Annotated in this window: 18 protein-coding genes and 1 pseudogene; 11 read left to right on the top strand and 8 right to left on the bottom strand. The window is 60.6% G+C overall.

The window, feature by feature from the left end; all coding sequences use genetic code 11:
* Positions 1-85: 85 nt before the first annotated feature.
* Positions 86-1,810 (top strand): FAD-dependent oxidoreductase, encoded by a 1,725-nt coding sequence (locus ACA058_RS19200; RefSeq protein ID WP_497635440.1) that lies wholly within the window; start codon positions 86-88, stop codon positions 1,808-1,810.
* Positions 1,807-3,630 carry an alpha/beta hydrolase family protein gene (locus ACA058_RS19195; protein WP_497635439.1) on the top strand — a complete coding sequence of 608 codons (1,824 nt, stop codon included), beginning with the start codon at positions 1,807-1,809 and terminating at the stop codon, positions 3,628-3,630. The genes ACA058_RS19200 and ACA058_RS19195 overlap by 4 nt, the downstream gene beginning before the upstream one ends.
* A gap of 11 nt (positions 3,631-3,641) precedes the next feature.
* Here ACA058_RS19195 and ACA058_RS19190 read toward each other — a convergent pair whose 3' ends face one another.
* Complete coding sequence (locus ACA058_RS19190; RefSeq protein WP_497635438.1) at positions 3,642-4,559, bottom strand: LysR substrate-binding domain-containing protein; 918 nt, start codon at positions 4,557-4,559, stop codon at positions 3,642-3,644.
* A gap of 418 nt (positions 4,560-4,977) precedes the next feature.
* On the opposite strand from ACA058_RS19190, the gene ACA058_RS19185 reads away from it, so the two are divergent.
* Positions 4,978-6,180, top strand: coding sequence for an epoxide hydrolase family protein (locus ACA058_RS19185; RefSeq protein WP_497635437.1), 1,203 nt, complete (start codon positions 4,978-4,980; stop codon positions 6,178-6,180).
* Positions 6,181-6,770: 590 nt separating this feature from the next.
* Positions 6,771-7,175: a DUF488 domain-containing protein gene (locus tag ACA058_RS19180; RefSeq protein ID WP_497635436.1), complete on the top strand. Its 405-nt coding sequence runs from the start codon at positions 6,771-6,773 to the stop codon at positions 7,173-7,175.
* On the opposite strand, the gene ACA058_RS19175 is transcribed toward ACA058_RS19180, so the two are convergent.
* The 5 genes from ACA058_RS19175 to ACA058_RS19155 all read right to left on the bottom strand — a co-directional run bounded on the left by ACA058_RS19175 (position 7,132) and on the right by ACA058_RS19155 (position 14,280).
* The gene (locus tag ACA058_RS19175; RefSeq protein WP_497635435.1) at positions 7,132-9,552 is read right to left on the bottom strand and encodes an efflux RND transporter permease subunit; all 2,421 of its coding nucleotides are present in this window, start codon (positions 9,550-9,552) and stop codon (positions 7,132-7,134) included. The genes ACA058_RS19180 and ACA058_RS19175 overlap by 44 nt on opposite strands.
* Positions 9,549-10,658 (bottom strand): YCF48-related protein, encoded by a 1,110-nt coding sequence (locus tag ACA058_RS19170; protein WP_497635434.1) that lies wholly within the window; start codon positions 10,656-10,658, stop codon positions 9,549-9,551. The genes ACA058_RS19175 and ACA058_RS19170 overlap by 4 nt, the downstream gene beginning before the upstream one ends.
* Positions 10,659-10,722: 64 nt before the next feature.
* The gene (locus ACA058_RS19165) at positions 10,723-12,072 is read right to left on the bottom strand and encodes a DUF1329 domain-containing protein (RefSeq protein ID WP_497635433.1); all 1,350 of its coding nucleotides are present in this window, start codon (positions 12,070-12,072) and stop codon (positions 10,723-10,725) included.
* 15 nt (positions 12,073-12,087) lie between these two features.
* Complete coding sequence (locus ACA058_RS19160) at positions 12,088-13,959, bottom strand: DUF1302 domain-containing protein (protein WP_497635432.1); 1,872 nt, start codon at positions 13,957-13,959, stop codon at positions 12,088-12,090.
* Positions 13,960-14,082: 123 nt separating this feature from the next.
* Complete coding sequence (locus ACA058_RS19155) at positions 14,083-14,280, bottom strand: hypothetical protein (RefSeq protein ID WP_497635431.1); 198 nt, start codon at positions 14,278-14,280, stop codon at positions 14,083-14,085.
* Between the two features lie 151 nt (positions 14,281-14,431).
* Here ACA058_RS19155 and ACA058_RS19150 point away from each other — a divergent pair, with 151 nt between their 5' ends.
* The 4 genes from ACA058_RS19150 to ACA058_RS19135 all read left to right on the top strand — a co-directional run bounded on the left by ACA058_RS19150 (position 14,432) and on the right by ACA058_RS19135 (position 19,554).
* Positions 14,432-15,343, top strand: coding sequence for a LysR family transcriptional regulator (locus ACA058_RS19150; RefSeq protein WP_497635430.1), 912 nt, complete (start codon positions 14,432-14,434; stop codon positions 15,341-15,343).
* Positions 15,344-15,453: 110 nt separating this feature from the next.
* Positions 15,454-17,001 (top strand): AMP-binding protein, encoded by a 1,548-nt coding sequence (locus tag ACA058_RS19145; protein ID WP_497635429.1) that lies wholly within the window; start codon positions 15,454-15,456, stop codon positions 16,999-17,001.
* A 21-nt stretch (positions 17,002-17,022) separates the two neighbouring features.
* A complete protein-coding gene (locus tag ACA058_RS19140; RefSeq protein ID WP_497635428.1) occupies positions 17,023-18,186 on the top strand; it encodes an acyl-CoA dehydrogenase family protein in 1,164 nt (387 codons plus the stop codon).
* A 66-nt stretch (positions 18,187-18,252) separates the two neighbouring features.
* The gene (locus ACA058_RS19135) at positions 18,253-19,554 is read left to right on the top strand and encodes an MFS transporter (RefSeq protein WP_497635427.1); all 1,302 of its coding nucleotides are present in this window, start codon (positions 18,253-18,255) and stop codon (positions 19,552-19,554) included.
* A 6-nt stretch (positions 19,555-19,560) separates the two neighbouring features.
* On the opposite strand, the gene ACA058_RS19130 is transcribed toward ACA058_RS19135, so the two are convergent.
* Positions 19,561-20,502: a LysR family transcriptional regulator gene (locus ACA058_RS19130; RefSeq protein ID WP_497635426.1), complete on the bottom strand. Its 942-nt coding sequence runs from the start codon at positions 20,500-20,502 to the stop codon at positions 19,561-19,563.
* A 180-nt stretch (positions 20,503-20,682) separates the two neighbouring features.
* On the opposite strand from ACA058_RS19130, the gene ACA058_RS19125 reads away from it, so the two are divergent.
* The 3 genes from ACA058_RS19125 to ACA058_RS19115 are packed head-to-tail and all read left to right on the top strand — an operon-like array spanning position 20,683 to position 22,508.
* Entirely contained in the window at positions 20,683-21,063 is a 381-nt protein-coding gene (locus tag ACA058_RS19125; RefSeq protein WP_497635425.1) for a YidH family protein, read from the top strand.
* Complete coding sequence (locus tag ACA058_RS19120; RefSeq protein WP_497635424.1) at positions 21,060-21,362, top strand: DUF202 domain-containing protein; 303 nt, start codon at positions 21,060-21,062, stop codon at positions 21,360-21,362. Before ACA058_RS19125 ends, ACA058_RS19120 begins: the two co-directional genes overlap by 4 nt.
* A gap of 27 nt (positions 21,363-21,389) precedes the next feature.
* Positions 21,390-22,508 carry a CaiB/BaiF CoA transferase family protein gene (locus ACA058_RS19115; RefSeq protein ID WP_497635423.1) on the top strand — a complete coding sequence of 373 codons (1,119 nt, stop codon included), beginning with the start codon at positions 21,390-21,392 and terminating at the stop codon, positions 22,506-22,508.
* 10 nt (positions 22,509-22,518) lie between these two features.
* On the opposite strand, the pseudogene ACA058_RS19110 reads toward ACA058_RS19115, so the two are convergent.
* Positions 22,519-22,929, bottom strand: a pseudogene (locus ACA058_RS19110) (hypothetical protein); the annotation flags it as partial.
* Positions 22,930-22,996: the final 67 nt, after the last annotated feature.

The following is a 22,996-nucleotide window of genomic DNA, read 5'->3' as shown; positions in this document are numbered from 1 at the left end:
AAAGGCCTGGTAATTCCATCCCGCTGGTCGTCTACGCTGGATACACAAGCCTGCCACGTAAATTCATCCGCCGGAGCGTGAAGACATGCCCGAACATTTTGACGTGGTGGTTGTGGGTTCTGGTTTCGGTGGATCGGTAATGGCCTACGAACTGGCTAAAGCCAAAATGAAGGTTTGCCTGCTGGAGCGTGGCCAGGCCTTCCCCCCAGGCTCTTTCCCGCGCAGCCCGCGTGAAGTGGCGCGCAATTTCTGGGACCCTGGCGAGCGTCTCTACGGCATGTTTGACCTCTGGTCATTCCGCAAGAGTGAGGCCGTGGTGGCGAGCGGGCTGGGCGGTGGGTCCTTGATCTACGCCAACGTGCTGATTCGCAAACCTGCGGAATGGTTCGAACGTGACCTGGCGGATGGGACGCGGGGGCCATGGCCCCTGAGCTACAAGGCGCTCGAACCTCATTACGATGAAGTCGAGCGGATGCTGGGTGGCCAGGCCTATCCGTCAAGCGATCTGCCGAAGGAGGCAACGACCAAGGCGCGAGCGTTCGCTGAGGCCGCTGCAAAGGCGGGACTCAATCCTTATCATCCATTATTGGCCGTGTCATTTGCCAATCCAGGCGGCCGGCCAGCCATGGGCGAGCCAATCAGGGAGGCCGAGCCAAACCTGCACAACGCTCCTCGTTCCACCTGCAGGCACTGCGGTGAATGCAATATCGGCTGTAACCACGGAAGCAAGAACTCACTCGACTTCAACTACCTCAGTGCGGCGAAGCGCTTCGGTGCAGATTGTCGAACGCTTGCCGAGGTGCGAAGTATCAGCCCTGTCGATCACAGCGATCCCTCGCACGGCTACGAGGTCTCCTACGTTCGACATACGCCTTTGGTTCAGACGCCTTCGCGTCATTTGCCCCTTGATGTGATCACCTGTGATTGGCTGATACTCTGCGCCGGTACACTGGGCACAAGCTATCTGCTGCTCAAGAACCACCATCGTTTCCCGCGAATCAGTCACCTGCTTGGTAGCGGTTACTCAACCAACGGCGACCTTCTTGCCTTTGTCATGCGCTGCCGCGACGGCGCCACCCGCTCAGCGCAACCACGAGTTCTCGACCCAAGCCTGGGCCCGGTGATCACGACGTCTGCGCAAATCGAATTCGGCCCAGGGAGGGGAGGCATGATCCAGGATGCGGGCTATCCAGAGTTCGTCAACTGGCTGGTCGAAGCGAGCGATGTGGGCGGGGTCATGCCGCGAGCGCTGCGGTTCGTCATGAACCGGATCCACGCATGGTGGTCGGCTAACCCACGCAGCGAGTTCGGCATCGAGATATCGAAGCTGCTGGGGCCGGCGGCATTGAGCAGCAGCTCCCTCCCGCTACTGGGCATGGGATGTGACAGGGCAGACGGCCGTCTGAGGCTGCGCAAGTCCCGTCGTGGGAGCGCGTATCTCGATGTTGACTGGACGTCACGCAACTCGGCAGAGTGCTTCGATACGCTGACCGAATGGTGTCGCAAGATCGCCGTGGAAATGGGTGGCACGCTCGCTTCAAACCCATTGACCCGGTATCTGCAACGCATCATCACCGTTCACCCGCTCGGTGGTTGTCCGATGGGCAAAGATGCCGACTCCGGGGTGGTCGGTACTAATGGTGAAGTATTCCATTATCCCAATCTCTACATAGCCGACGGCTCGATCATGCCCGGGCCCGTTGGCTCCAACCCCAGTCTCACCATTGCAGCGATGTCGCGCCTGATTGCACTGGGCATCATTGATCGCAGGAACGGTTGCAACACCCCGCAGAAGGGGCCTGCGCCATGACAAATGACAGGGCAGGCAAAGATTCGGCCAGGCCGTCACTGCAGTTTACCGAGACCATGAAGGGGTATGTGGGGGCAGGGCAGAAGGACTTTCAAAGTGGCTATGAAGCGGGTAAAGGCGTTGCGTCGTCTATCGCCTTCACGCTCACGATCGGCATTGACGACGTCAACCGCTTTGTCGACTCGCCTTTGCACCAGGCCGATGCGGCAGGCCATCTCAATTGTGGCTTGCTGGGCGGTCATGCGCATGTAGAGAAGGGGCGCTTCAACCTCTTCGTGGAGAGTGTCGGTGATCGTCTGCGGAAAAAGATGTTGTACCGCTTGTTCGTCCGCAACCGGCAGAACGAGCCGCTGACGATTGCAGGCCATAAAGACATCTTTGATGACCCTGGCCCTGACCTTTGGTCCGACACGACGACCCTCTACGTGACGATTCTCCAAGGCCACGTCGAACCGGCAGATGACTCGAAGGCTGATGTTGTCGCCGCAGGCATCATGCGCCTGGGCGCGCTCGATTTCATGAAGCTGATGGCGACGTTCCGTTGTTTCGCCGCCACCAGTTCCGAGCGTTGGGCATTGCTGGAACGCTTCGGTCGTTTCTTTCTGGGAAACCTCTGGGACGTGTATGGGCGTCCCGGGTTTTCGCTGGCGAACACCAGGTACGAGCGGGAGATCCCGTTGTTCACCACAGAGGGCGTGCCGGATGCACAGTGCACCCACCACTCCATCACCACGGCAGATAAACTCGGGTTGGGAATGCTACGGTTCAAACGCGCCGCTTGCGATGACGTGGTGATGCTCATACATGGGCTAACTTCGTCCAGCGACATGTTCATAATGCCGGAGCACTACAACCTCGTCAGCTATCTGCTCGACCACGGTTTTACTGATGTTTGGACGCTCGATGGCCGCATGAGCAACCGGTTGCCCTACAACCTGCTGCGACACCGCTTCACCTTGGACGACGTCGCTCTGTTCGACTACCCGCCAGCGCTGGAGCGGATCAGGGAGGAGGTCGGGCAGTCGGTACGGATCCATGTCATTTGCCATTGTCTCGGTGCCGTGTCCTTTACCATGAGCCTCTTCGGCAAGGCCGTGACAGGTGTGAGCAGCGTCGTGGCCAACAGCGCGGCACTGACACCGCGGGTACCCAACTGGTCCAGGGTCAAGCTGACGGTCGCGCCGTTCGTGACCGAGTACGTTTTGGGAATGACGTATCTGGACCCTTTGTTCAGTGAGCGACCAGGGCTGACCATTGGCAAGATCATGGGCAAAGTCACGAGCTACTTTCACCGTGAATGCGATGTGCCGGCGTGCCATATGCTGAGTCTTATGTGGGGTGCAGGCAGCCCGGCACTCTACAACCACAAGAACCTCGCAGACATCACCCACCGGCGCGGTGGTGACCTCTATGGCCCAACGAGTGTGCATTACTACCGCCATGTGCTGAAGATGGTGAAAGCGGACAACACCGCGGTCAAGTATGACCCGTTGAACACTGAACACGGCGCGTTACCCGACAACTTCATGACGTACGCCCACGAGATTGAAACACCTGTCCTTTTCATGACGGGCCAGGAAAACCATGTGTTCAGTGATTCCAACATCCTCTGCCATGTCAGGCTCGAGCGCAGGGTTCCAGGTCGTCATCAACTGCGCGTCATTCCAGGGTACGGGCATCAGGACGTGTTCATGGGCATCAATGTTCATCGAGATGTCTTTCCCCATATTCTTGAGTTTCTGACTGCCAATGCTCGTCCGGCGCGGCACTCGACGCGGGAAGGGGAGGTGTTGCAAGAGGATGCCGATGCGGCCGAGTGATGACTCGGCGCTCACCCTTTGGCCCGGTGACGCAAGCGCGAGTAGGAAATCAGCATGCTGGTCAGTTCCTGTGTCACTTGGGTGAAGGGTGTCACTCGACGGCTGATCAAGCACACCTCACTCGACTCCAAAGGCTCGCGAATCGCAATGCTGACAAGCGACGAGGAAAACAGCTTCATGTCGGCAAGCATGCCGGGCTCAATGGTCAGGTAATCCGTCTCGGAGATGATGTGCAGGATTTCCAGGAGCGATTCGGTTGTGATGGCGATCTTTGGCGGTGGCAAGCCTTGGGCGCTGAACAACTCGAGCAGATGCTTCTCCGCGCTACCTGCAACCCCGGCCGGGCGGACGCTGACCCACTGGCAATCGACCAGGTCGTGTAGCGAGCGAGCATTCGCCAGGGGATGTCCCTTGCGCGCAACGACGCTGGTTTTGGAGCGGTAAAGCCGCTCGATGTGCAGGTCGATATCGCAGACGTTGGACGTCAGCGGGCACATCACGAAGTCGAGTCGGCCAGCGCGAATCATCTCGATCAGCATCCTGGTCTTGCCACTGGCGACGTGTAGCCGCACCTGAGGAAATCGACGGGTAAAACTGCTGAAGACCGGCATCAGGCAAGCCGCCAAAGGTTCCGCCGTGACACCCAATGCGATCTGGCCTTCGGGCATGCCATTGCACTGGCGGACGTCTTGTACCGCGCGATCGCAGTCCAGGATGATCGAGCGGGCCCGGGTCAGGAACACCTTGCCGGCGGTGGTCAGGCTGATGCCCTGATTGGAGCGTACCAACAAGGTTGCCCCCAGTTCTCTTTCCAGGCTTTGAATCGACTCTGTCAACGTGCTTTGGGCCGCGTCCAGTTCTCGTGCCGCCGAACGAAAGCTGCCCATGTCGACCACTGAGCAGAAGGCTCGAAGCTGAACCAGCTTCATGCGGCACAGCCTCTGGGACGGTTATAGGGTGCAGTGATCCAGTTGTTGCCGTTGTGGCCATGGGAAGCGTGATCAGTAGGGATAAACATTTTGTGGCGGGTATTCATGGCTGAATCTCCAAAGGGTAAACGCATCTAATCGATATCGATAAGATCGCATGCGATATATAAATATTCAACCAAAGACCTGATGATGTCAAAGCCAATGTGGCGCTTTGACGACGAGCGGTGGTGTAGCGGCGGTGGGCGGAAAAGGCGAAGGAGATCGGTTTTTCCGTTCTATTCGCGCCGCAGTCGTGCCTATAAAATCAATCCCGTCAGTTGGTTAGCTGACGTTGTTAATTTTAAATATCATCATTAACAGTGGCCAATCAAAAGTTGGCGCTGCGTATCACTTCGCGCCCAGGAATCTTGACGCTATGACCAATACTGCAATAAAAACAAACAGTGCCGCTGAAATACGTCCCTTTCATTTTCACGCCCAGGAAGCCGAACTTGCAGAGTTGCGCAGACGTATTGCAGCAACCCGCTGGCCGGACAAGGAAATAGTCAATGACTCCTCGCAAGGAGTACAAATGGCGACGATCCAGAAACTGGCCAAACACTGGGCAACCCAGTATGACTGGCGCGTCATTGAATCGAAAATAAACGCAGTTCCAAACTTCATCACCCATATTGATGGCCTGGATATACATTTCATTCATGTCCGCTCGAAACATGAGAACGCGTTGCCACTATTGATGGCGCACGGATGGCCTGGGTCGGTGATCGAGTTGATGAAAGTCATCGGGCCACTCACCGATCCGACGGCGCACGGTGGCAGTGCCGCCGATGCGTTCAGCCTGGTGATTCCATCGATGCCTGGTTATGGTTTCTCGCAGAAGCCGACCGAGGCCGGTTGGAATCCTGAGCGAATCGCCGATGCATACATCGAGCTGATGAAGCGTCTGGGCTACACCCGGTATGGGGCACAAGGCGGTGACTGGGGTTCGATTGTCGTCGATCTGATGGCTGTAAAGGCGCCAGCTGGTTTGATCGGCATTCACTCGAACATGCCTGGGGTCATCCCGCCTGAAATCGATGCGGCGTTGTTTCGCGGCGAACCGGTACCCAGTGGTCTTTCCGAAGAGGAAAAGCGCGCGGCCGATCAACTCGCCTACACCTACAAGCACATCGGCTACGCAATCATGATGGGTGACAGGCCTCAGTCGCTGACAGGCCTCACGGATTCACCCGTCGGTTTGGCGGCCTTCATGCTCGATCACGATCCTAAAAGCTACGAGATGATCGCGCGTTCGATTGACGGACAACCGGAAGGCCTGACACCCGATGACGTCCTCGACAACATCACGCTGTTCTGGCTGACCAACACGGCCATTTCCTCCGCTCGGTTGTATTGGGAGAACAAGTCAACCTTCTTCGCGGTCAAGGGCGTCAAGATCCCGGTTGCGGTGAGCGTGTTTCCTGATGAACTGTATGCGGCGCCGAAAAGTTGGTCGCAGCAGGCCTATCCCAAGCTCGTGCATTACAACGAAGTGCCCAAAGGCGGGCACTTTGCTGCATGGGAGCAGCCGGCGCTTTTCTCACGGGAAGTCCGGGCCGGGTTCAAGTCGCTGAGGTAAGCGACGAGCCTGTAGGAGCAAGCTTGCTCGCGATGGAGGCCAACGATAACGCAGGAAACCTGACGCCCCGCGGTGCCCTCAGGTTCTTCGCGAGCAGGCTCGCTCCTACAGTAATCGCGGCAAACGCATTAATCGCGATCTTGTCCAGAACCCTGTAGGAGCTTGCTCGCGATGGAGGCCAACGAAAACGCGGAAAACCTGACACCCCGCGGTGCTCTCAGGTTCTTCGCGAGCAGGCTCGCTCCTACAGTAATCGCGGCGAACGCATTCATCGCGATCTTGCCCAAAACCCTGAACTGACACCCCGTGGCGTGCTCAGGTTTTTCGCGAGCGAGCTCGCTCCTACAGTAATCGCGGCAAACGCATCATCGCGATCTGCCCAGAACCCTGTAGGAGCAAGCTTGCTCGCGATGGAGGCCAACGATAACGCGGGAAACCTGACACCCCGCGGTGCTCTCAGGTTTTTCGCGAGCAGGCTCGCTCCACATCCGGTACAGGCGACGGCATGGAGATCGTACCCAACCAAAAGATACTAGCCTTCTCTGAATCCAGGCATCACTGAGCGACCTGGCAGCAAGGAACATACCCCCATGATTCAGTGCAAGGGTGCCTATACAGACGCCACTCAAGGAGATGGATGCCGTGTGCTGGTTGACCGCCTGTGGCCGCGCAATTGTCCAAAGGACAGTCTTCAATTGGCGGCATGGCTCCCCGATGTCGCCCCCTCCACGGGATCCCGCAAAGCCTTCAACAGCAAAAAAATCAGCTTTGCGCAGTTCACCGTTGCCTATCGCCGGGAGCTGGCGGCCAATCCACAGAGCTGGTGGCAATTGTTGCTGCTCGCCGAAAGAGGCACGCTTACGCTGATTTTTGCGGCCAGGGATCTGCAGGCAAATAATGCCATTATCCTGGCTCAATGGCTGGAAGACGAGTTGGATCGGCACGCGGAACCTAGCTCGCCAGTGTGTTATTTGGGCGATTTTCCTGATTATTAGACGGCGTAAAGGGTCGGGTAGCGGGGGTGGGATGCCTGACCCTCAGCAACGATACAAGTGCCGGCATGAGCACTAGCGCCCCCACCATGTTCCATACAAACAGCAGTACCAATAACAGCCCCATGTCCGCCTGGAACTTCAACGACGAGAACGCCCAGGTACTCACCCCCAATGCCAGGGTGATGCCAGTAAAGGCCACTGATGTCCCTGTGGTCTTCAGGGTTTCGAAGTAGGCCTGACGCAGTTCCATACCTTGTCGCAGAAAGCTTTCCATGCGGCTGAAAAGGTAAATGCCGTAGTCGACGCCGATGCCGACCCCCAGGGCAATCACGGGCAGGGTGGCGATCTTCACCCCCAGGCCCATCTTCGCCATCACCGCTTCGCACAGCACGGTCGAGAGATACAGTGGCGCCATCAGGGCGAAGGTGACCTTCAGCGATTTGAACTCCCACAGCACCACCAGCGAGATGATCACGAACACCAGTACCAGCATCAACTTTTCGGAGTGCTTGATGACGCTGTTGGTCGCGGCCTCGATGCCGGCATTACCGGCTGCCTGAAGCACCTCGAACTGGCCGCCGGCATAGTCTTGACTGAACTGTTCGACAGCGTCGCCGACTCGGCTGAGCGTCTGGGCCTTGTGGTCTCGCAGGTAGAGACTGATGGGCACCATGCTGCAGTCGCTGTCGACCTGTTCGGCAGGTACGCCGGAGCGGGCGTTGTTCATCACATACGGATCGCGAGACAGCTCTGCCCATTTCGGGTTGCCTTCGTTACGGGCGACGATATTGAAGCGCATGGTGTCGTACAGCGATTGCACCGACTCCACACCTTCGACTTCACGCAGCAGTTGTTCGAGCTGATTAGCAAGGTCGGCGGCAGCAAAGCGTGAACATTGCTCGGCCGCCGTCTTGAACATCAGCACATAGACATCCGTGCTGGTGGTGTAGTGGGCGAGCAGGTAGGCGTTGTCCTGGTTGTAGCGGGCCTGGGGCCGAAACTCCGGCGCTCCGCCGTCGAGGTCTCCGATCTTCAGGTCCTGGCGCGCCTGGTAACCCATGGTCAGCAGCACCAGGCAGGCCAGTACCAGTGGTACAGCGAGACGCGGTTCGACGACCGCGGCAAGGCGCCGGAACAGCGGCCAGGAGGCCTGCGCCCGAGCGTGCTGGCGTGCCGTGGCGCGGGGGCTGACGCCGACATAGGACATGAGCAATGGCAGCAGGAACATCTTGGTGAAGATGGCGACAAACACGCCGATGCTCGCGGTGATCGCCAGTTGTCTGATCACGCCGATATCGATCACCAGCAGGGTGATGAAACCCACAGCGTCGGCCAGCAGCGCCGTGGTGCCGGGGATGAACAACGCGCGGAAAGTGCGCCGCGAGGCTTCTACCGGTCCGTGGCCCTGGGCCGTTTCACTGACCATCAGGTTGATGTTCTGCACCGCATGGCTGATGCCGATGGCGAAAATCAGGAAGGGCACCAGGATCGAGTAGGGGTCCAGGCCGTAGCCCAGCAGGCTGAGGATACCCAGTTGACACACCACGGTGAGCAGGCAGGTGAAGACGGTGATTGCGGTGCTGCGCCAGCACCGGCAATAGGCATAGAGCAGGGCACTGATCAGCAGCACGGTGAGCGCGAAGAACAGCGCAATATTCGCCGCTGCCGCCAGCAAATCACCGATGATCTGGGCAAAGCCGATGACCCGAATGGTCACGCCCTTGGCCGAGAATTGCTCGCGAACCTGCTGGTCCAGGGCCTGGCTGAAAGCGCCATAGTCCAGGGCCTGGCCGGTTTGTGGATCGGCATCCAGGAGCGGCACGCGAATGATGGTCGAGCGCAGGTCATTGGCCACCAGGTTGCCAGGCATGTTGGCGCGCAGGATGTTCTGCCGCACCTGGGCCAGGGCCTTTGGGCTGCCATCGTAGTCGTCGGGAATGACCCGGCCGCTGCGCACGCCCTCGGTGGTAACCTCGGACCACACGGCATTGGGGGTCCACAATGACTTGAGCTTGCCGCGGTCAACCCCGGGAATATAAAAGACCCTGTCGGTGACCTCGCGCAGGGTTTCCAGAAACGCCGGGGTGAGGATTTCACCCTCGGGGTTTTCAACGATGATGCGCAGTACATTGCTTTGCGGGCGCAGTACATCCTCGAAGCGCAGGTAGTTCTGAATGTACGGGTGACTGGTTGGAATCATTCGCGTGAAACTGGCGTCCGCTTTGAGCGACAGAGCCTTGTAGCCCAGCAACAGCGAGACCAGCAGGAACAGTAGCAGCACGACGACGCGGTTGTGGAACAGGACCCGCTCCAGTGCGTTCATCAAGCGTGACTCGGGGATGTCCAGTTGTAGGCGGTGATTGGCTTGGGCGGTCATTGCAGGTACTCCTTGAACTCTTCTCGCCCGAGCAGGCGCAAGCCGCGGGTGCCGACCAGCGCCAGGGTCCCGTCGGATAACGTCGCCGCGCTCAGCCATGGGGCCTTGTTGCGGGATTGCAGAACGCGGAAATGCACCAGATCCTTGCTGTGCAGCAGGCCCGCCTGGCCGGTGAGCAGCACGCTGTTGTCAGCCAGTTGTTCGGCGCCATACAAGTTGGTTGCGCTCGGCAGCGTGGCGGCCCGCCAGTGCTGACCGTCGTCCTGGCTGCTGAACAGCGCGCCACCGAAACCCATGGCCAGAACCTGGCCTTCGCGCAATTGAATCAGTTTGTACAGCGAGGCTGGGGTCAGTACTTGCGCCGGTTGCCACTGGCCAGCGGATTGGCGATACACGCGTCCGCCTTCTCCGGCGATCAGCAAATCGCCATTGGCCAGGCCTACTATGGTGTTCAGGTGCAGGCGATCGGGATTGTCGAGGCTGGCAACATAAGCCCAGGTGCTGCCGCCATCGGCGGTGTGCAGCACGGTCCCGTAGGCGCCGACTACCCAACCTTCGCGGGCGTTGCGAAACCACACATCCAGCAAGGGGCGAGAGGGTCCGGCTTCGGCGCCGGCGCTGATGTCATCGAGGGTGAAGCGGGCGATATCCAGTGCTTGCTCGTCAGTCGAGGGCGCGGCCTGCAGACGCTCGACTTCACGCTGCGCCCATTCGAGCATCAGCGCATTGATGGCTCTGCCATCCAGTTGCCGGGTCCAGGAGGCGCCGCCATCGTCGCTGTGCAGCACCACACCGTCATGACCCACTGCCCAACCGTTTTGGTCGTCGACGAAATGCACAGCGGTCAGCAGCAGGTCAACCGGAACCCTGGCTTGGTCGATCCGACCATCTGCCGTGCGCACAAGGATATGACCATCGGCGCCGACCATGACCAGGCGATCCGCCAGCGCCTGCGCATCCAGCAAGGGTGCCTGCTGCGCCTTGGCAGTCAGGCGTGAGGGACGTTCGAGGCGGTCGGCCAGTGGCGTCGCCCAGGCGACGGTCGACTGCAGGCAGATACTCAGGCTCAAGGCCAGGCCACAGCGGGCAAAGGTAGACATTTTCATCGCACAGATCTCAAAAACGAGGAGAGGATGGCCACAAGGCCATCCTCTGGGCGCAGTGGTGGGTTCAGCGACCCGAGCGGCGCAGTGCCGACGGGCTGAAGTCAGTCAGCTTGGCGGTGAGACCGAAAGTGGCGCTGCGCTCTTCATTTTCCAGTCCATAGACCACATATCGGCGCGCCTGCAGGTCGTAGATCACTTCGCTGATATGGATCGCCGAAAGCACGTCGTAGCGTTGCAGGCTGTGAGCTTCCTGAACCCGCCACAGTTCGCCACGACCGTCATAGAGATCGGCAGCGAGGATGCTCCAGCTGTCCTCGTCGACGTAGAACACCCGTTTGGCATAGATGTGCCGTTCGCTCGGCTTCAAGGTCGCCTCGACTACCCAGACCCGGTGCATTTCGTAGCGCAGCAAATCCTGGTCGAGATGGTTGGGCTGGATGATGTCCTTGTACTTGAGGCTGCGGCTGGCCAGCTTGTAGGTGTTGTAGGGCACGAGCATTTCCTTCTTGCCTACCAGCTTCCAGTCGTACTTGTCGGTCGCACCGTTGTACATATCGATGGTGTCGTAGGTGCGCAGGCCGTCCGAGGTGCCCAGCGGCGAGTCATAGGCCGCTTCCGGCGCGCGCAGGACACGACGTTGCCCCGGGTTGTAGGTCCAGGCCAGGCGCGCTTCGCGGGTCTGGTCGATGGGTTCGTGGATCAGGGTCTGGCCGCCGGCCACGCTTTCCGGCGAAGTCACCTTGCCCAGGTAGTAGTAGAGCCGGTTGGGCTCCGGGTTACCCATTGCCGACGCCATGACGGCTTTGACCTCGCGGCGGATCGGGGTGAAGTTGCCGTTGCTTTGCACCACCATTTCGGTTGGGTAGTACTGGTAGCCACCGGTGCGATAGCGCACGAAATGATTGAACAGTACTTCCACGCCGGTCTTGGGAGCGGGGAAGGGCACGCTGCTTTTTTCATAACCGGCCAGCCCGTTGTTGTCAGCGGCGAGGCTGACCCCGGCCGCCTCCTTGCGGATCAGCGCGTACTCGCTCTGCGGCAGGGCCGCGGTGCGGTGGCTTTGGTACACGGGCATCGAGAAGTCCGGGTACTTCGCCAGCATGGCCTGGTAGCCATGGCTGAGGTGCGCCGCATATTGTTTGAAGTTGCTGGCATTGATCGTGTATAGGGCTTTCTCGCCGGCAAACGGGTCCACATAGCCCTGGCCGGGGGTGGAACCAGCCGGGGCCTGAGTCAGGCCACCGGTCCAGGCTGGAATGCTACCGTCGGCGTTGCCGGCTTTTTCGGCGCCGGTGGGGGTCAGGTCCTGGCCCAGGCGTGCGACCTCGGCGCTGTCCGTTTTGGCCAAGGCGCCAACACTGATAAGGCTCAGGAAGCTGCCCAGGGCGGCAGCGCGAAGCAGAGTGGTATTCATGGTAGACCTCACGTTTCAGAAACCCATGCGCAGGCTGAGGGAGACAAAATCCTTGTCGGTGGCGGCGAAGGGGGTGTTGCCGCTGCCCGACCAGGAAAGCTCTGCAGAGTATTTCTGCAGGTAATCGAATTTGGCGCCGACCGAGCCCTGCAGGCGATCCTCGGAAAACACGCCGTCGTATGACCAGCCTTTGATGTCCTGGCCGAAGGCGACATAGGGCGAGACGTTGATCCCGGCCAGCAGGCCCGGGTAGTTAAGCTGTGCGCGCAGGCGGTAACCCCAGGAAAACTTGCTGGTGTAGCCATCGCTGGAACAGCCGAGCTTGTGGTACTTGGCTTCGGGCACGCCCAGTGCACAGCCTCTTGCGTTGCCATTGGCCAGGTCCGAACCGTAGGTGTCGGCCTTGGCGTAACGGCGCTCGTCGAGGCCGGGCAGGTCGTGCATGTACTTCATGCCCACTTCGCCGATCAGGTTGAGGCTGTCGGCCCCCAGCACCTGTGGGATGGATTGGATCGCGCCGAGCGACAACTGCGAGATCTTGCGCCGGTCGTAACCGTTGTAGGCCGAGCCCGGCGTGGCATTGAGGGCATCCTGCCCAAGGGTGATGTTCTGGCCGATCAACTGGCTGAGTTGAGCGGGATTGCCGGCGAAGGCCGGTATCAAGTCACCGGTAGCCAGTTGCACGGGCTGGTTGGGCCGAAAGCTGTATTCGCCAAACACCGAAGTGCCCCACAGGTTGGTCGAGAAGCTCAGGCCGTAGATGCGGATGTCTTCCGGAAAGTCCGCAAAGTAACGGCCATTGGTGGCCTGCTGTCCGGGCAACCAGCCGGCCCCGGGCCCAGGGCGCAGATCGGTGATCAGGCTGGAGTAGGGCGTGCGCGAGTGAATGTTCATGGCGTAGGCACCGAACTCGGTGTCGATGCTGTCGGCGAAGTAGCGCAACGCCAGGCCGAACTGACCGGCGTTGGAGGGTTCGTTGTCGCCGGCACGCTGGATGATCAGGTCGTTGGCAAAACTGGCGGGGTCGTTGGCGCCACCCCGTGGCACACCGAAGCAGCCTTCGGGCATGAAGTCGTTGGTCGAGAAGTAGGTGCCGCAACCTTCCAGCACGGTGCGGCGCCACTGCAACTGGTAGAAAGCTTCCAGATTGAGATTGTCCGTCAGGCCCAGGTTGCCGTAGAGCATCGGCACCGGTAGCAGTGCCTCCTTGACCTGGGAACCCGGGCGGCGCAAAGCGGCGACGTCGATAGGGTTGATGGCATTGATGCCGTTCTGGAAGTACAGCCCCTCGCCCCAGTTGATCACCTGGTTACCGACCCGCGCATTGAGCGGATGGTCGGCGATGGTGAAGTCACCGAACACGTAGGCGTCGAGCAGGGCCAGCCCTTGGAACTTGGCCAATTCATCGAAGTGACTGTCGTCCAGTTTGCTGTCGGCCTTGTAGCCGTTGGACGAATGGCCAAAGTCCACTTCGCGGTTGCTCAAGGTGTAGTCGTACCAGGCTTTGCCGCGAATGAAGGCGCCGAAGTTGCGCCAGTTGAGTTCCATCTCGCCAAGCAGAGTGACGGGTGATGACACCAGGTTGCGCTTGCGGAAGTTCAGGCGTCCGTCATCGCCGGTGCGTCCGCCGCTGGCATTGAAGTCGCCGGGTTTACCGTAGCCAATGACATTGGCGTTGCCCTGAAAGATGTTGTCGGCGCCGGGTTTCTCTGCGCTCCACAAGCCGCCGATACTCAGGCTGCCGTTGAAGCGACCGCTGACTTCGCCAAGGTTGAATTCGGCGGCGCTGGCATAGCTACACAGGGCACAGGCCAAGGGCGTCAGCAGAAAAGTTGCCAATGGATGGCGGTGGAGTAGTTTCTTCTGGCGGGTTCGTTGGGAGCTCATGGCGGCTGCCTCTTGATTATTGTTATAGGAAGACCGGCAGCACCGGGCCCAGCATCGGCCAGGTGCTGTTGAATCGACAGGGGTAGGGGCGGCCGACCCGGTGGGTCGGCTTCGGGCGCCGCGCTACAGCACGGCTGGAAGCAGGGCGCTGGCCATGCTGTTGGAAGCGGCAGTGGTATCCGCCGCCTGGCGAGGGCTTACCGGTGCTGCCCCGGCGCTGGTCTCGGCGGCTGCCAGGCTCTGGCCACTGACAAGGGCCAGCAGCAGCGCAGGCCACAGGCGTTTGCAAGTAGATGAAGGTTCAGGGGTTGTGCAGCTCATTGTTGTTATCTCCTGGCAGTACAACTTGAGGGGAGCGCCTATCCCCTGCATCGCAGCTCAATAGCGAGCTGACATTGAACTCAGTCTGAGAGCGCGATATATCTATGCGCAATGCATCAACGGTTATAGATCCATAGCCAAGAGGAATGTCATGGACGTGCGTGACCTGGAATACATCATCGCGGTCCAGCAATGCGGGACGGTGGGCAAGGCAGCGGAACAGCTGGGTATTACTCAACCTTCGTTGACCAAGGCAGTGCGTCGTGTCGAGACCCAGTTGGGGGTCATGTTGTTCGAACGCACCTCCACCGGCATGCGCCTGACCCAGGCTGGAGAGTTGTTCCTGGCCCGCGCCCGGCGTTTGACCCGCGATTTCGACGATGCATTGGCCGAGATGCGCAGCATCCGCAGCGGCGAACAGGGTGGAGTTCGCCTGGGGTACTCGCCGTCGCTACCCGACGCGTTGGTGGTTGCCAGTTGCCGTCGGCTGTTGCGCGAACGCCCGGCGGCACGCTTGCGCATGCGCAGGCGCCTGGCCAGCGAGTTGCTGGAACTGCTGCGTAATGGCGAGATCGACGTGGCGGTGATGCCGATTTCGGCGGCCACCGAGGGCTTCGACACCCAGGTGCTGTATGAGGATTGCCTGGCGGTGGTAGCCGATGCCCAGCACCCGCTGGTGACCAGCAAGCGAGTGCAACTCAGTGACCTGCACGATCAGCAATGGCTGTTGCCGGAAGGCCACATCAGCATTCGCCAGGCCTTGGACAACGCTTTCATCAAGCAAGGCCTAGCGCCGCCGACCTTGCGCATCGAAGCCGATTTCAGCAGCGAAGCCCTGTTCGAGCTGATCGTCGGCACGCCGACCCTGACCCTTTCGCGCTGCGGACGGATGACCCAGGCTGCCGGCCTTGCGCCCTTGAATCTGGACCTGGGTGGCCTCGACCTGCGTCGGCGCATCGGCCTGATCACCCGGCCCGGTGGTTACCTGTCACCGGTGTGCAACCGGCTGATCGAACTGTTCAAGGACGAAGCCTGCGAGCGCAATATCCAGGAGTGGTTGTAGGCACCCGCCATCCCATTTTGTTATGGGGGACCGCTCAAGAGTTGTATTGGCGGGCTTTTTTTCTCCACTTGTAAGATCGGCGCACCCCGTTCTACTTCGGAGAATAAAAAGTGAACCTTGGAAAAATACTGAGCCGAAGTGCGCGTTACTGGCCGCATAACGAAGCAGTCGTCGACAGCCGCCAGCGGCTGACCTACGCGCAACTTGAAGCACGCAGCAACCGCCTGGCTTCCGGCTTGTTGAAACTTGGGCTGGAGCCTGGCGCCCATGTGGCGATCCTGGCGATGAATCGCGTCGAACTGGTCGAGGCGGAGGTGGCGTTCTACAAGGCCGCCATGGTCAAGGTGCCGATCAACGCACGCTTGTCGCCAGAAGAAATCGTGCGCGTGCTTGACGATTCACGCAGCGTCGCGGTCATTACCGGCAGTGCAGCGGCCAAGGCCCTGGCGGCCAACCGCGCGGCACTGCCGCACCTGAAATGGATCATCGTGCTAGCCGATGAGGGCGGTGATATTCCCTATCGTGAAGTGCTCGACATGGGCGATGAGCGCGCGTTCAACAGTGACCCGGACGATAAGGCACTGGCGGTGCTGCACTACACCTCTGGCAGCTCCGGGGTACTGAAAGCGGCAATGCTGACCTATGGCAATCGCAAGGCGCTGGTGCGCAAGAGCCTGGCCAGCCCCGTGCGCGGCGCCGGCCCTGACGATGTCATGGCCCATGTCGGGCCGATCACCCATGCCAGCGGAATGCAGATCATGCCGCTGCTGGCGGTGGGCGCCTGTAACCTGCTGATCGAGCGCTACGACGACGAACTGCTGCTGCGCACCATCGAGCAGGAGCGGGTTACGCGCTTGTTCCTGGTGCCGGCAATGGTCAATCGCCTGGTCAATGTCGAGGGCGTCGAACGCTTCGACCTGAGCAGCCTGCGCCTGGTGATGTACGGCGCCGCCCCCATGGCCCCGGCTCTGGTGGAGCGCGCCATCGAGGTGTTCGGGCCAATCCTGGCCCAGGGTTATGGCGCAGGTGAAACCTGCTCGCTGGTGACCGTGCTGACCGAGCAGGATCACCTGGTCAAAGATGGAGACGCACGCCTGTTGTCCTCTTGTGGGCGCTGCTATTTCGAGACTGACCTGCGGGTGGTCAACGAAGCGTTCGAGGACATCCAGCCTGGCGAGATCGGCGAGATCGTGGTCAAGGGCGACGACATCATGCAGGGGTATTGGCAGGCGCCGGAACTCACCGCGGAGGTCATGAAGGATGGTTACTACCTCACCGGTGACCTGGCCACGATCGATGAGCTGGGCTACGTGTTCATCGTCGACCGCAAGAAGGAAATGATCATTTCCGGCGGCTTCAATATTTATCCCACCGAAGTCGAACAAGTGCTCTATCGCCTGCCGGAAGTATTCGAGGCCGCCGTTGTCGGTGTACCGGACGAACAGTGGGGTGAGGCGGTGAAAGCCGTGGTGGTGCTCAAGCCAGGTGCGCACCTGACTGAGGCGCAAGTCATCGACTTCTGCGCCCAGAACCTGGCCGGCTTCAAAAAGCCGCGAAGCGTCGACTTCATCGATGAACTGCCGAAGAACCCCAACGGTAAAGTCGTGCGCCGGGTGGTTCGCGATGGTTACTGGAAAAACACTCAGCGCAAGATCTGACGCCGCAGGAGCAGAACCGAAATGATCGAACCAAGCGAAAAAGCCCAACGCATCATCAGCGACATGCAAACCTTCATCCGCGATGAAATCATCCCGCTGGAGAAGAAAGAGAATCTGCAATGGGGCGAAGCGCACCCACGGGCGATTCTCGCCGATGTCTGGAAACGTTCCTGCGAACTGGGTTTCTACAACGTCATGCTGCCGGAAAACCTCGGCGGTGCCGGCCTGAGTGTGGTCGACCTGTGCGCGGTCAAGGAGGCGGCGATTCTAACCGGCTCTATGCTTGCGCCTCATGTATTGGGCGAGCTCAGCGGCCCGTCGCGGATTGGCCATCTGTTCAAAGTGGCCAGCGAAGTGCAGGTCGAAAAGTTCTTGCAACCGGTGTGCCGGGCCGAGAAGGCCGTGTGTTTCGCCCTGACCGAAGCCGAAGCCGGCTCCGATGCCAGCGCGATCAAGACCAGCGCTCGGCGTGACGGCGATCACTACGTGCTTAATGGTGCCAAGCGCTACATCTCCGGCGCCCCCTACGCCGACTTCGCGGTGCTGTTGGCGGTGACGGGACCTGGACAGGGCGCGGGCGGCATCTCGGCCTTCTTCATCGACCTCAAGGGGCCAGGTGTGCAGATCGACGCTGATTACCAGGTGATGTCCGGCGGCGGCAGCCACGGCAATATCGAGCTCAAGGACGTGCGGGTACCGGTGCAAAACCGTATCGGCGAGGAGGGGGCAGGTTTCAAGCTGGCCATGGGACGAATCACCCTCAACCGCCTGCTGCATTGCCCGACCATGCTGGGCATGGCCGGCCTGGCACTGAACCTGTCGATTGACCATGCCCGCACCCGAACCCAGTTCGGCAAGCCGATCGCCATGTTCCAGGCGGTCAATCACATGATTGCCGACATGGCCACCGAGTTGCTGGCAGCGCGCAGCATGATGTACGCCACGGCGGCGCTTAACGATGCCGGCGGCGACATCCGCACCCAGGCGCCGATGTGCAAGCTGTATGCCTCGGAGGCGGCATTTCGCATCGTCGATCGCGCCGTGCAAGTGCATGGAGGCGCCGGTCTGATTCGCGGCAATCCGGTGGAGTGGATGTTCCGTGCCACTCGCATGATGCGTATTCTCACCGGCACCAGCGAGATTCAACGCAATACCATCGCCAAAGGCATCCTGATGCCGGGCTGAGCCCATGAACCTGCGCCCGCCTATAGGCGGGCGACTTCTACCTATAAAAATAACCAGAGGTATCCAATGCTCGGCATCGAATCCAGCTACCGCCCGAAAGCCGCATGGACCATTGCGGTGCTGTTGGCAGTAATGATGTTGGTGAACTTTCTCGACAAGGTGGTCATCGGCCTGGTCGCCGTACCGATGATGGCTGAACTGCAACTGAGCCCGGCAGAATTCGGCCTGATCGGTGGCGCCTTGCACTGGTTGTTCTCCATTTCGGCAGTGCTCGGTGGCTTTCTGGCCAACCGCAAACCCACCCGTACCCTGTTGCTCGGCATGGGCCTGTTCTGGGCGCTGGTGCAACTGCCGATGCTGTTTGCCACCTCACTGTGGACTATCGTTGCCTGCCGGGTCCTGCTCGGAGTCGGCGAAGGCCCGGCCTCGCCAGTGGCCACCCACGCTCTCTACAAATGGTTCCCGGATAACAAGCGCAGTCTGCCGGTGGCCTTGCTGCATTCGGGCAGCGCCATGGGGCTGCTGGTGGCCGGCCTGCTGATCCCGTGGATGAGCGTGCATTACGGCTGGCGCAGCAACTTCGGCGTGCTGGCAGTCATCGGCCTGGTCTGGTGCATGGCCTGGTATCGCCTGGGCAAGGAAGGGCAGCTGGACGACATTGCCCCGGCCAATGCCGAAACCGCCGCGGCGCAGACGCGCATCCCTTATCGGCGACTGCTCGGTGATCCGACGGTCATCGGCAACTACGTCGGTCACTTTGCCGCCAATTGGTCCTTGGCGCTGACCCTGACCTGGGTCCCGGCCTATCTGGAGAAATTTCTGGGCATGCCGTCGCTGAGCGCCGGGAGGATGTTCGTGGTGTTCGTGCTGGTGACTACGCCGCTCAGCCTGATCATGGCCTGGTGGTCGCAGCGCCTGTTGCGTCGCGGTTTGCCGTCACGGCTGGCCCGGGGCGTGTTCGTCTCTGTGTGCCTGATCCTCAGCGGCATACTCGCCGCCTCGCTGATGTTGCCGGGGCTGTCGGTCGCCGAACGCATGGGCTGCCTGACCTTCAGCGGTGGCTTGGCCCTGGTCATGTATTCCATTGGCCCGGCGATGCTGGCCGAAGTGGTGCCCAGCGGCCAGCGCGGCAGCATGCTCGCCATCGGCAATGCCTGCGGTTCCCTGGCAGGTCTGGCGGCACCGATAGTCACCGGGTTTTTGCTGCAGAATGCCCAAGGCATCAACGGTGACGGTTATGCCCACGGCTTCATGGTCTGTGGCGCGATCCTGATCAGTGCCGGCCTGATCGGCCTGCTGACCATGAATCCGCAGCGTTCGCGCAACCAGCTCCAGGTGCCAGTGCCGGCCATCGTCCTGCGCGGCTGAACGTCTTCAAGCGTCCAGCGGTTCGCGCTGGCGTTCGATCAACTCACCTTTCCAGCGCCCCGACTGCACCACTTCGATCAGTAACGTGCGCACCAGATCGCGCATGCACGAGGCGGCGAAGGTCAGGGGCTTGTGGGTCGAGTAGGCGATCGACAAGGTGCGTCGTACGTTCGGCTCGACAATCCGGCGGGCCATCTGCTGCGGATTCTCTTCCACCGCCGGCCAGTTGCCGATGGTTGCCGCCAGGCCACTGCGCACCAGGCTGCTGATGCCCTGTGCGGTCTGTTGCTCGTATTGCACCTTGAGTTCCAACCCGGCTTCGATAGCCGCCTGTTCAACCCGTCGACGCAGGTGTGAACTGGCCCGGGGCGCCATGACCAACGGGCCGCTGATCGCCTGGGCCAGTGTGATGCTGTCGTCGCCGCGGGCCGGTGCCTGCAGGCTCAACCAATACAGTTCTTCGGTAAAGATCGGCTCGGCATGCACATGCTCGAGCTCTTCGGCATTGGGTACCACACCGAAATCCACTTTGCCCAACTCGATGGCTTCACCACCTTCCTGGCTCAGGCCGTCGCGCACGGTCAGCTCGATGCCGGGAAATTTTTCGCCGGCGCGAACGATGATCAGCGGCAGCAGCAACGCCGAGGCGGTGACCGGTATGGCGATGGCCACCCGTCCCTTGGGGTTGCCCTTGGTCGATTCCAACTCGTCCTTGACCGAGTCGATGGTCTGCACCACCGAACGGGCGATCTCGTACAGGCGTCGACCGGCATCGGTGAGGTTGATGCCATCGTGCAGACGCTCGAGCAACTGCATCTCCAGCTCGTTTTCCAGGAGGTTGATTTGCCGACTCAGCGCCGGTTGCGCGATGTAGGCCCGGCGCGCCGCCGAGGAGAAACTCCCGGCTTCGGCAATCGCAATCAGATAACGCAGTTGTTTGAGTGTCATCGGGGTTTCCGCGGCCATGCCGGCGCGTTATGGGCTGTATTGAAAGACGATATTGGTCCAGCACGCAGCGCCTCACTAGGATGGCGCCATTACTTTTATATGACCTGTTTATCGGTCTGGTTGCAACGCCAGTGTGTTGATTTTCAATACCTTGTGGCCAGGCACTATGGAGTGCGTTGCATGAAGCCGACTGCGTTTTCCTCTGCCCTGAATCGGCTATTGCTGGGACAGGGGCAGGAGCCTGATCCCCGTTTTACCCTGGCCAACGAGCGCACTTTCCTGGCCTGGATTCGCACGGCACTGGCGCTGCTCGCCAGTGGCATTGCCATCGAAGCGTTCACCCAGGGTGTGTTCAGCCTCGGCCTCAAACGCTTGCTGGTGGTCGGTTTGCTGAGCCTGAGCCTGATTGTCAGCCTCAGCGCCTTCTGGCGCTGGTTGGGTGTCGAGCGCGCGCTGCGCCAGCAAGCTGCGCTGCCGGTGTCGCTGCTGACGCCGCTGCTGTCACTGGGTTGCGCTGTTCTCGTCGCCGGTGTGCTGGCGGCGTTCTGGGGGCAGGGATGAGCGATGCGGGGCTGCAGCCGGAGCGCACCACCCTGGCCTGGAGGCGCACGCACATCCTGCTGATGCTGGTGGCTTGCCTGGCCCTGCGTGGCCTGCAGCACCATCCGCGATTGAGCGCCGTGGTCGTCGCCCTGACCACGCTGCTGGCGTTGCTGATCCTGATCGAGCAGGGCCGTTGCTACCAGCGTGCACGTCTCGGCATCGCCGGACATGGCACGACTTGCAACCCGTTGCCGCTACTGATCCTCACGCTGTGCACGGCGCTGTTGGCGGCACTGGCGTTGATCGCCCAAGCCTGAATTCCCCCAGCGATAAGGAGTCGTAACATGAAGCCGGACTGGTCCTGCCTCAAGGATGTCAAGATCATCGATGTCAGCCAACTGCTACCCGGGCCCCACGCCACCTCGCTGTTGTTGCAGCTGGGTGCGGATGTGATCAAGGTCGAGCAACCCGGCACCGGCGACAGCTCGCGGATGCTGGGCGATGCCGTATTTGCCCAGTTCAACCGTGGCAAACGCTCCATCGCGTTGAACCTCAAGGATCCGACCGACAAAGCAGCCTTTCTTGAGCTGGTGCGCCATTGCGACGCCGTGGTCGAGGGCTTTCGCCCCGGTGTCATGCAGCGCCTGGGCCTGGGTTATGAAGACCTGGCGAAGGTCAACCCGGCGATCGTCCTGTGCTCGATTTCCGGTTTCGGCCAGAGCGGTCCCTATGCCGCCCATGCCGGCCACGACCTCAATTACCTGGCCATGGCCGGCTACTGGTCGATCCCGGTGCAGGTCGAGGACAAGATCGCCCGGCCGAAGGTGCGCCTGTCCGATTATGCCGCCTCGAGCTACGCTGCGCTGTCGCTGTCGGTGGCAATCATGAGTGCCCGCCAGCAGGGTAGCGGCCAGCACCTGGATGTGTCAGTGCACGACGCCATCTTATCCTGGACTGCCCACATGGCCTGGCTGGCACGCGGTTTCGAGGACAACCCCGTGGCATCGCCGACCGTCATGCCGGAGAACGATATCTTCCAGACCCGCGACGGCCGTTACCTGGCGTTGGGCATTCTCGAAAACAAATTCTGGGTGACCTTGTGCGATGTGCTGGGGCAGGAGTTCCCGACGCTCAGGCTTGAGCGCTTTGCCAATCGCATGAGTCGGTTTGGACACAAGCAGGAGCTTAATGCCGTGCTCAAGGAGGTGTTTCTCACTCGCGCATTGGAACAGTGGACCGAGGCGTTCGCCGGGCATGACCTGCCATTTTCGCCGCTGCTCACCGCCAGTGAGCTGTTCGACGATCCTCATGTGCAGGCGCGGGGCACCGTTCGCGTGCTGCCGGAAGAACGAGCGATCAGCGTCGGTTTTCCGGTAAAATTCTCCCATGGTTTACCGGACAGCGATACAGCGGTTCCAGTGTTGGGTGAGTACAGTGTCGAGGCGTTCAAGGCCGGTTTCTGATCCTCGGAAATCATAGCGGTTCGTTGCTGACAAAGGTCTGATCGACCAGGCCAATACTGTCTCGCCCGCCACGCCTGGATTGGTAGAGCGCCGCATCGCCTTGCTCGATCAGTGTCGCCAGGCTGGCCGGCGGATGGTCGAACAGGTTGGCGCCGATGCTCAGGGTCACCGCTTCGGGTGTGGCGAACGTCTGTGCGGCAGCGGGGTGAAACTGCTCACGCAACCCGCTACGAGCAGACGCGTTGCTCGCACTTCGAGGGCACGGCGGTTGTACAGGGCGGTCAACGGATCGCGCGCGGCCAAACGGGCTATGTGTTCTCCCATGGACCAGCAGCACATAGCGCAGTTGCACCGCCCCCACGCTCAACGACTTGCCATGGGGGCGCAGGAGGAAACTGGCCCTGAGTGTCAGCAGGGCCATCGCCGCACGAGACCCTGAAGGCGCGCGCCATGCCGCGCTCAATCACATCAACAATGCGGTCGAGCGG

This window comes from Pseudomonas sp. LBUM1649, assembly GCF_059716155.1.
The sequence above is the reverse complement of the archived record's forward strand: the minus strand, read 5'-3'. Positions and strand labels throughout refer to the sequence as shown.

What these genes read in the sequence shown, in the direction of transcription:
- ACA058_RS19200 (WP_497635440.1), top strand. Translation starts at nt 86, where the DNA reads ATGCCCGAACATTTTGACGTGGTGGTTGTGGGTTCTGGTTTCGGTGGA.
- ACA058_RS19195 (WP_497635439.1), top strand. Translation starts at nt 1,807, where the DNA reads ATGACAAATGACAGGGCAGGCAAAGATTCGGCCAGGCCGTCACTGCAG.
- ACA058_RS19190 (WP_497635438.1), bottom strand. Translation starts at nt 4,559, where the DNA reads ATGAAGCTGGTTCAGCTTCGAGCCTTCTGCTCAGTGGTCGACATGGGC.
- ACA058_RS19185 (WP_497635437.1), top strand. Translation starts at nt 4,978, where the DNA reads ATGACCAATACTGCAATAAAAACAAACAGTGCCGCTGAAATACGTCCC.
- ACA058_RS19180 (WP_497635436.1), top strand. Translation starts at nt 6,771, where the DNA reads ATGATTCAGTGCAAGGGTGCCTATACAGACGCCACTCAAGGAGATGGA.
- ACA058_RS19175 (WP_497635435.1), bottom strand. Translation starts at nt 9,552, where the DNA reads ATGACCGCCCAAGCCAATCACCGCCTACAACTGGACATCCCCGAGTCA.
- ACA058_RS19170 (WP_497635434.1), bottom strand. Translation starts at nt 10,658, where the DNA reads ATGAAAATGTCTACCTTTGCCCGCTGTGGCCTGGCCTTGAGCCTGAGT.
- ACA058_RS19165 (WP_497635433.1), bottom strand. Translation starts at nt 12,072, where the DNA reads ATGAATACCACTCTGCTTCGCGCTGCCGCCCTGGGCAGCTTCCTGAGC.
- ACA058_RS19160 (WP_497635432.1), bottom strand. Translation starts at nt 13,959, where the DNA reads ATGAGCTCCCAACGAACCCGCCAGAAGAAACTACTCCACCGCCATCCA.
- ACA058_RS19155 (WP_497635431.1), bottom strand. Translation starts at nt 14,280, where the DNA reads ATGAGCTGCACAACCCCTGAACCTTCATCTACTTGCAAACGCCTGTGG.
- ACA058_RS19150 (WP_497635430.1), top strand. Translation starts at nt 14,432, where the DNA reads ATGGACGTGCGTGACCTGGAATACATCATCGCGGTCCAGCAATGCGGG.
- ACA058_RS19140 (WP_497635428.1), top strand. Translation starts at nt 17,023, where the DNA reads ATGATCGAACCAAGCGAAAAAGCCCAACGCATCATCAGCGACATGCAA.
- ACA058_RS19135 (WP_497635427.1), top strand. Translation starts at nt 18,253, where the DNA reads ATGCTCGGCATCGAATCCAGCTACCGCCCGAAAGCCGCATGGACCATT.
- ACA058_RS19130 (WP_497635426.1), bottom strand. Translation starts at nt 20,502, where the DNA reads ATGACACTCAAACAACTGCGTTATCTGATTGCGATTGCCGAAGCCGGG.
- ACA058_RS19125 (WP_497635425.1), top strand. Translation starts at nt 20,683, where the DNA reads ATGAAGCCGACTGCGTTTTCCTCTGCCCTGAATCGGCTATTGCTGGGA.
- ACA058_RS19120 (WP_497635424.1), top strand. Translation starts at nt 21,060, where the DNA reads ATGAGCGATGCGGGGCTGCAGCCGGAGCGCACCACCCTGGCCTGGAGG.
- ACA058_RS19115 (WP_497635423.1), top strand. Translation starts at nt 21,390, where the DNA reads ATGAAGCCGGACTGGTCCTGCCTCAAGGATGTCAAGATCATCGATGTC.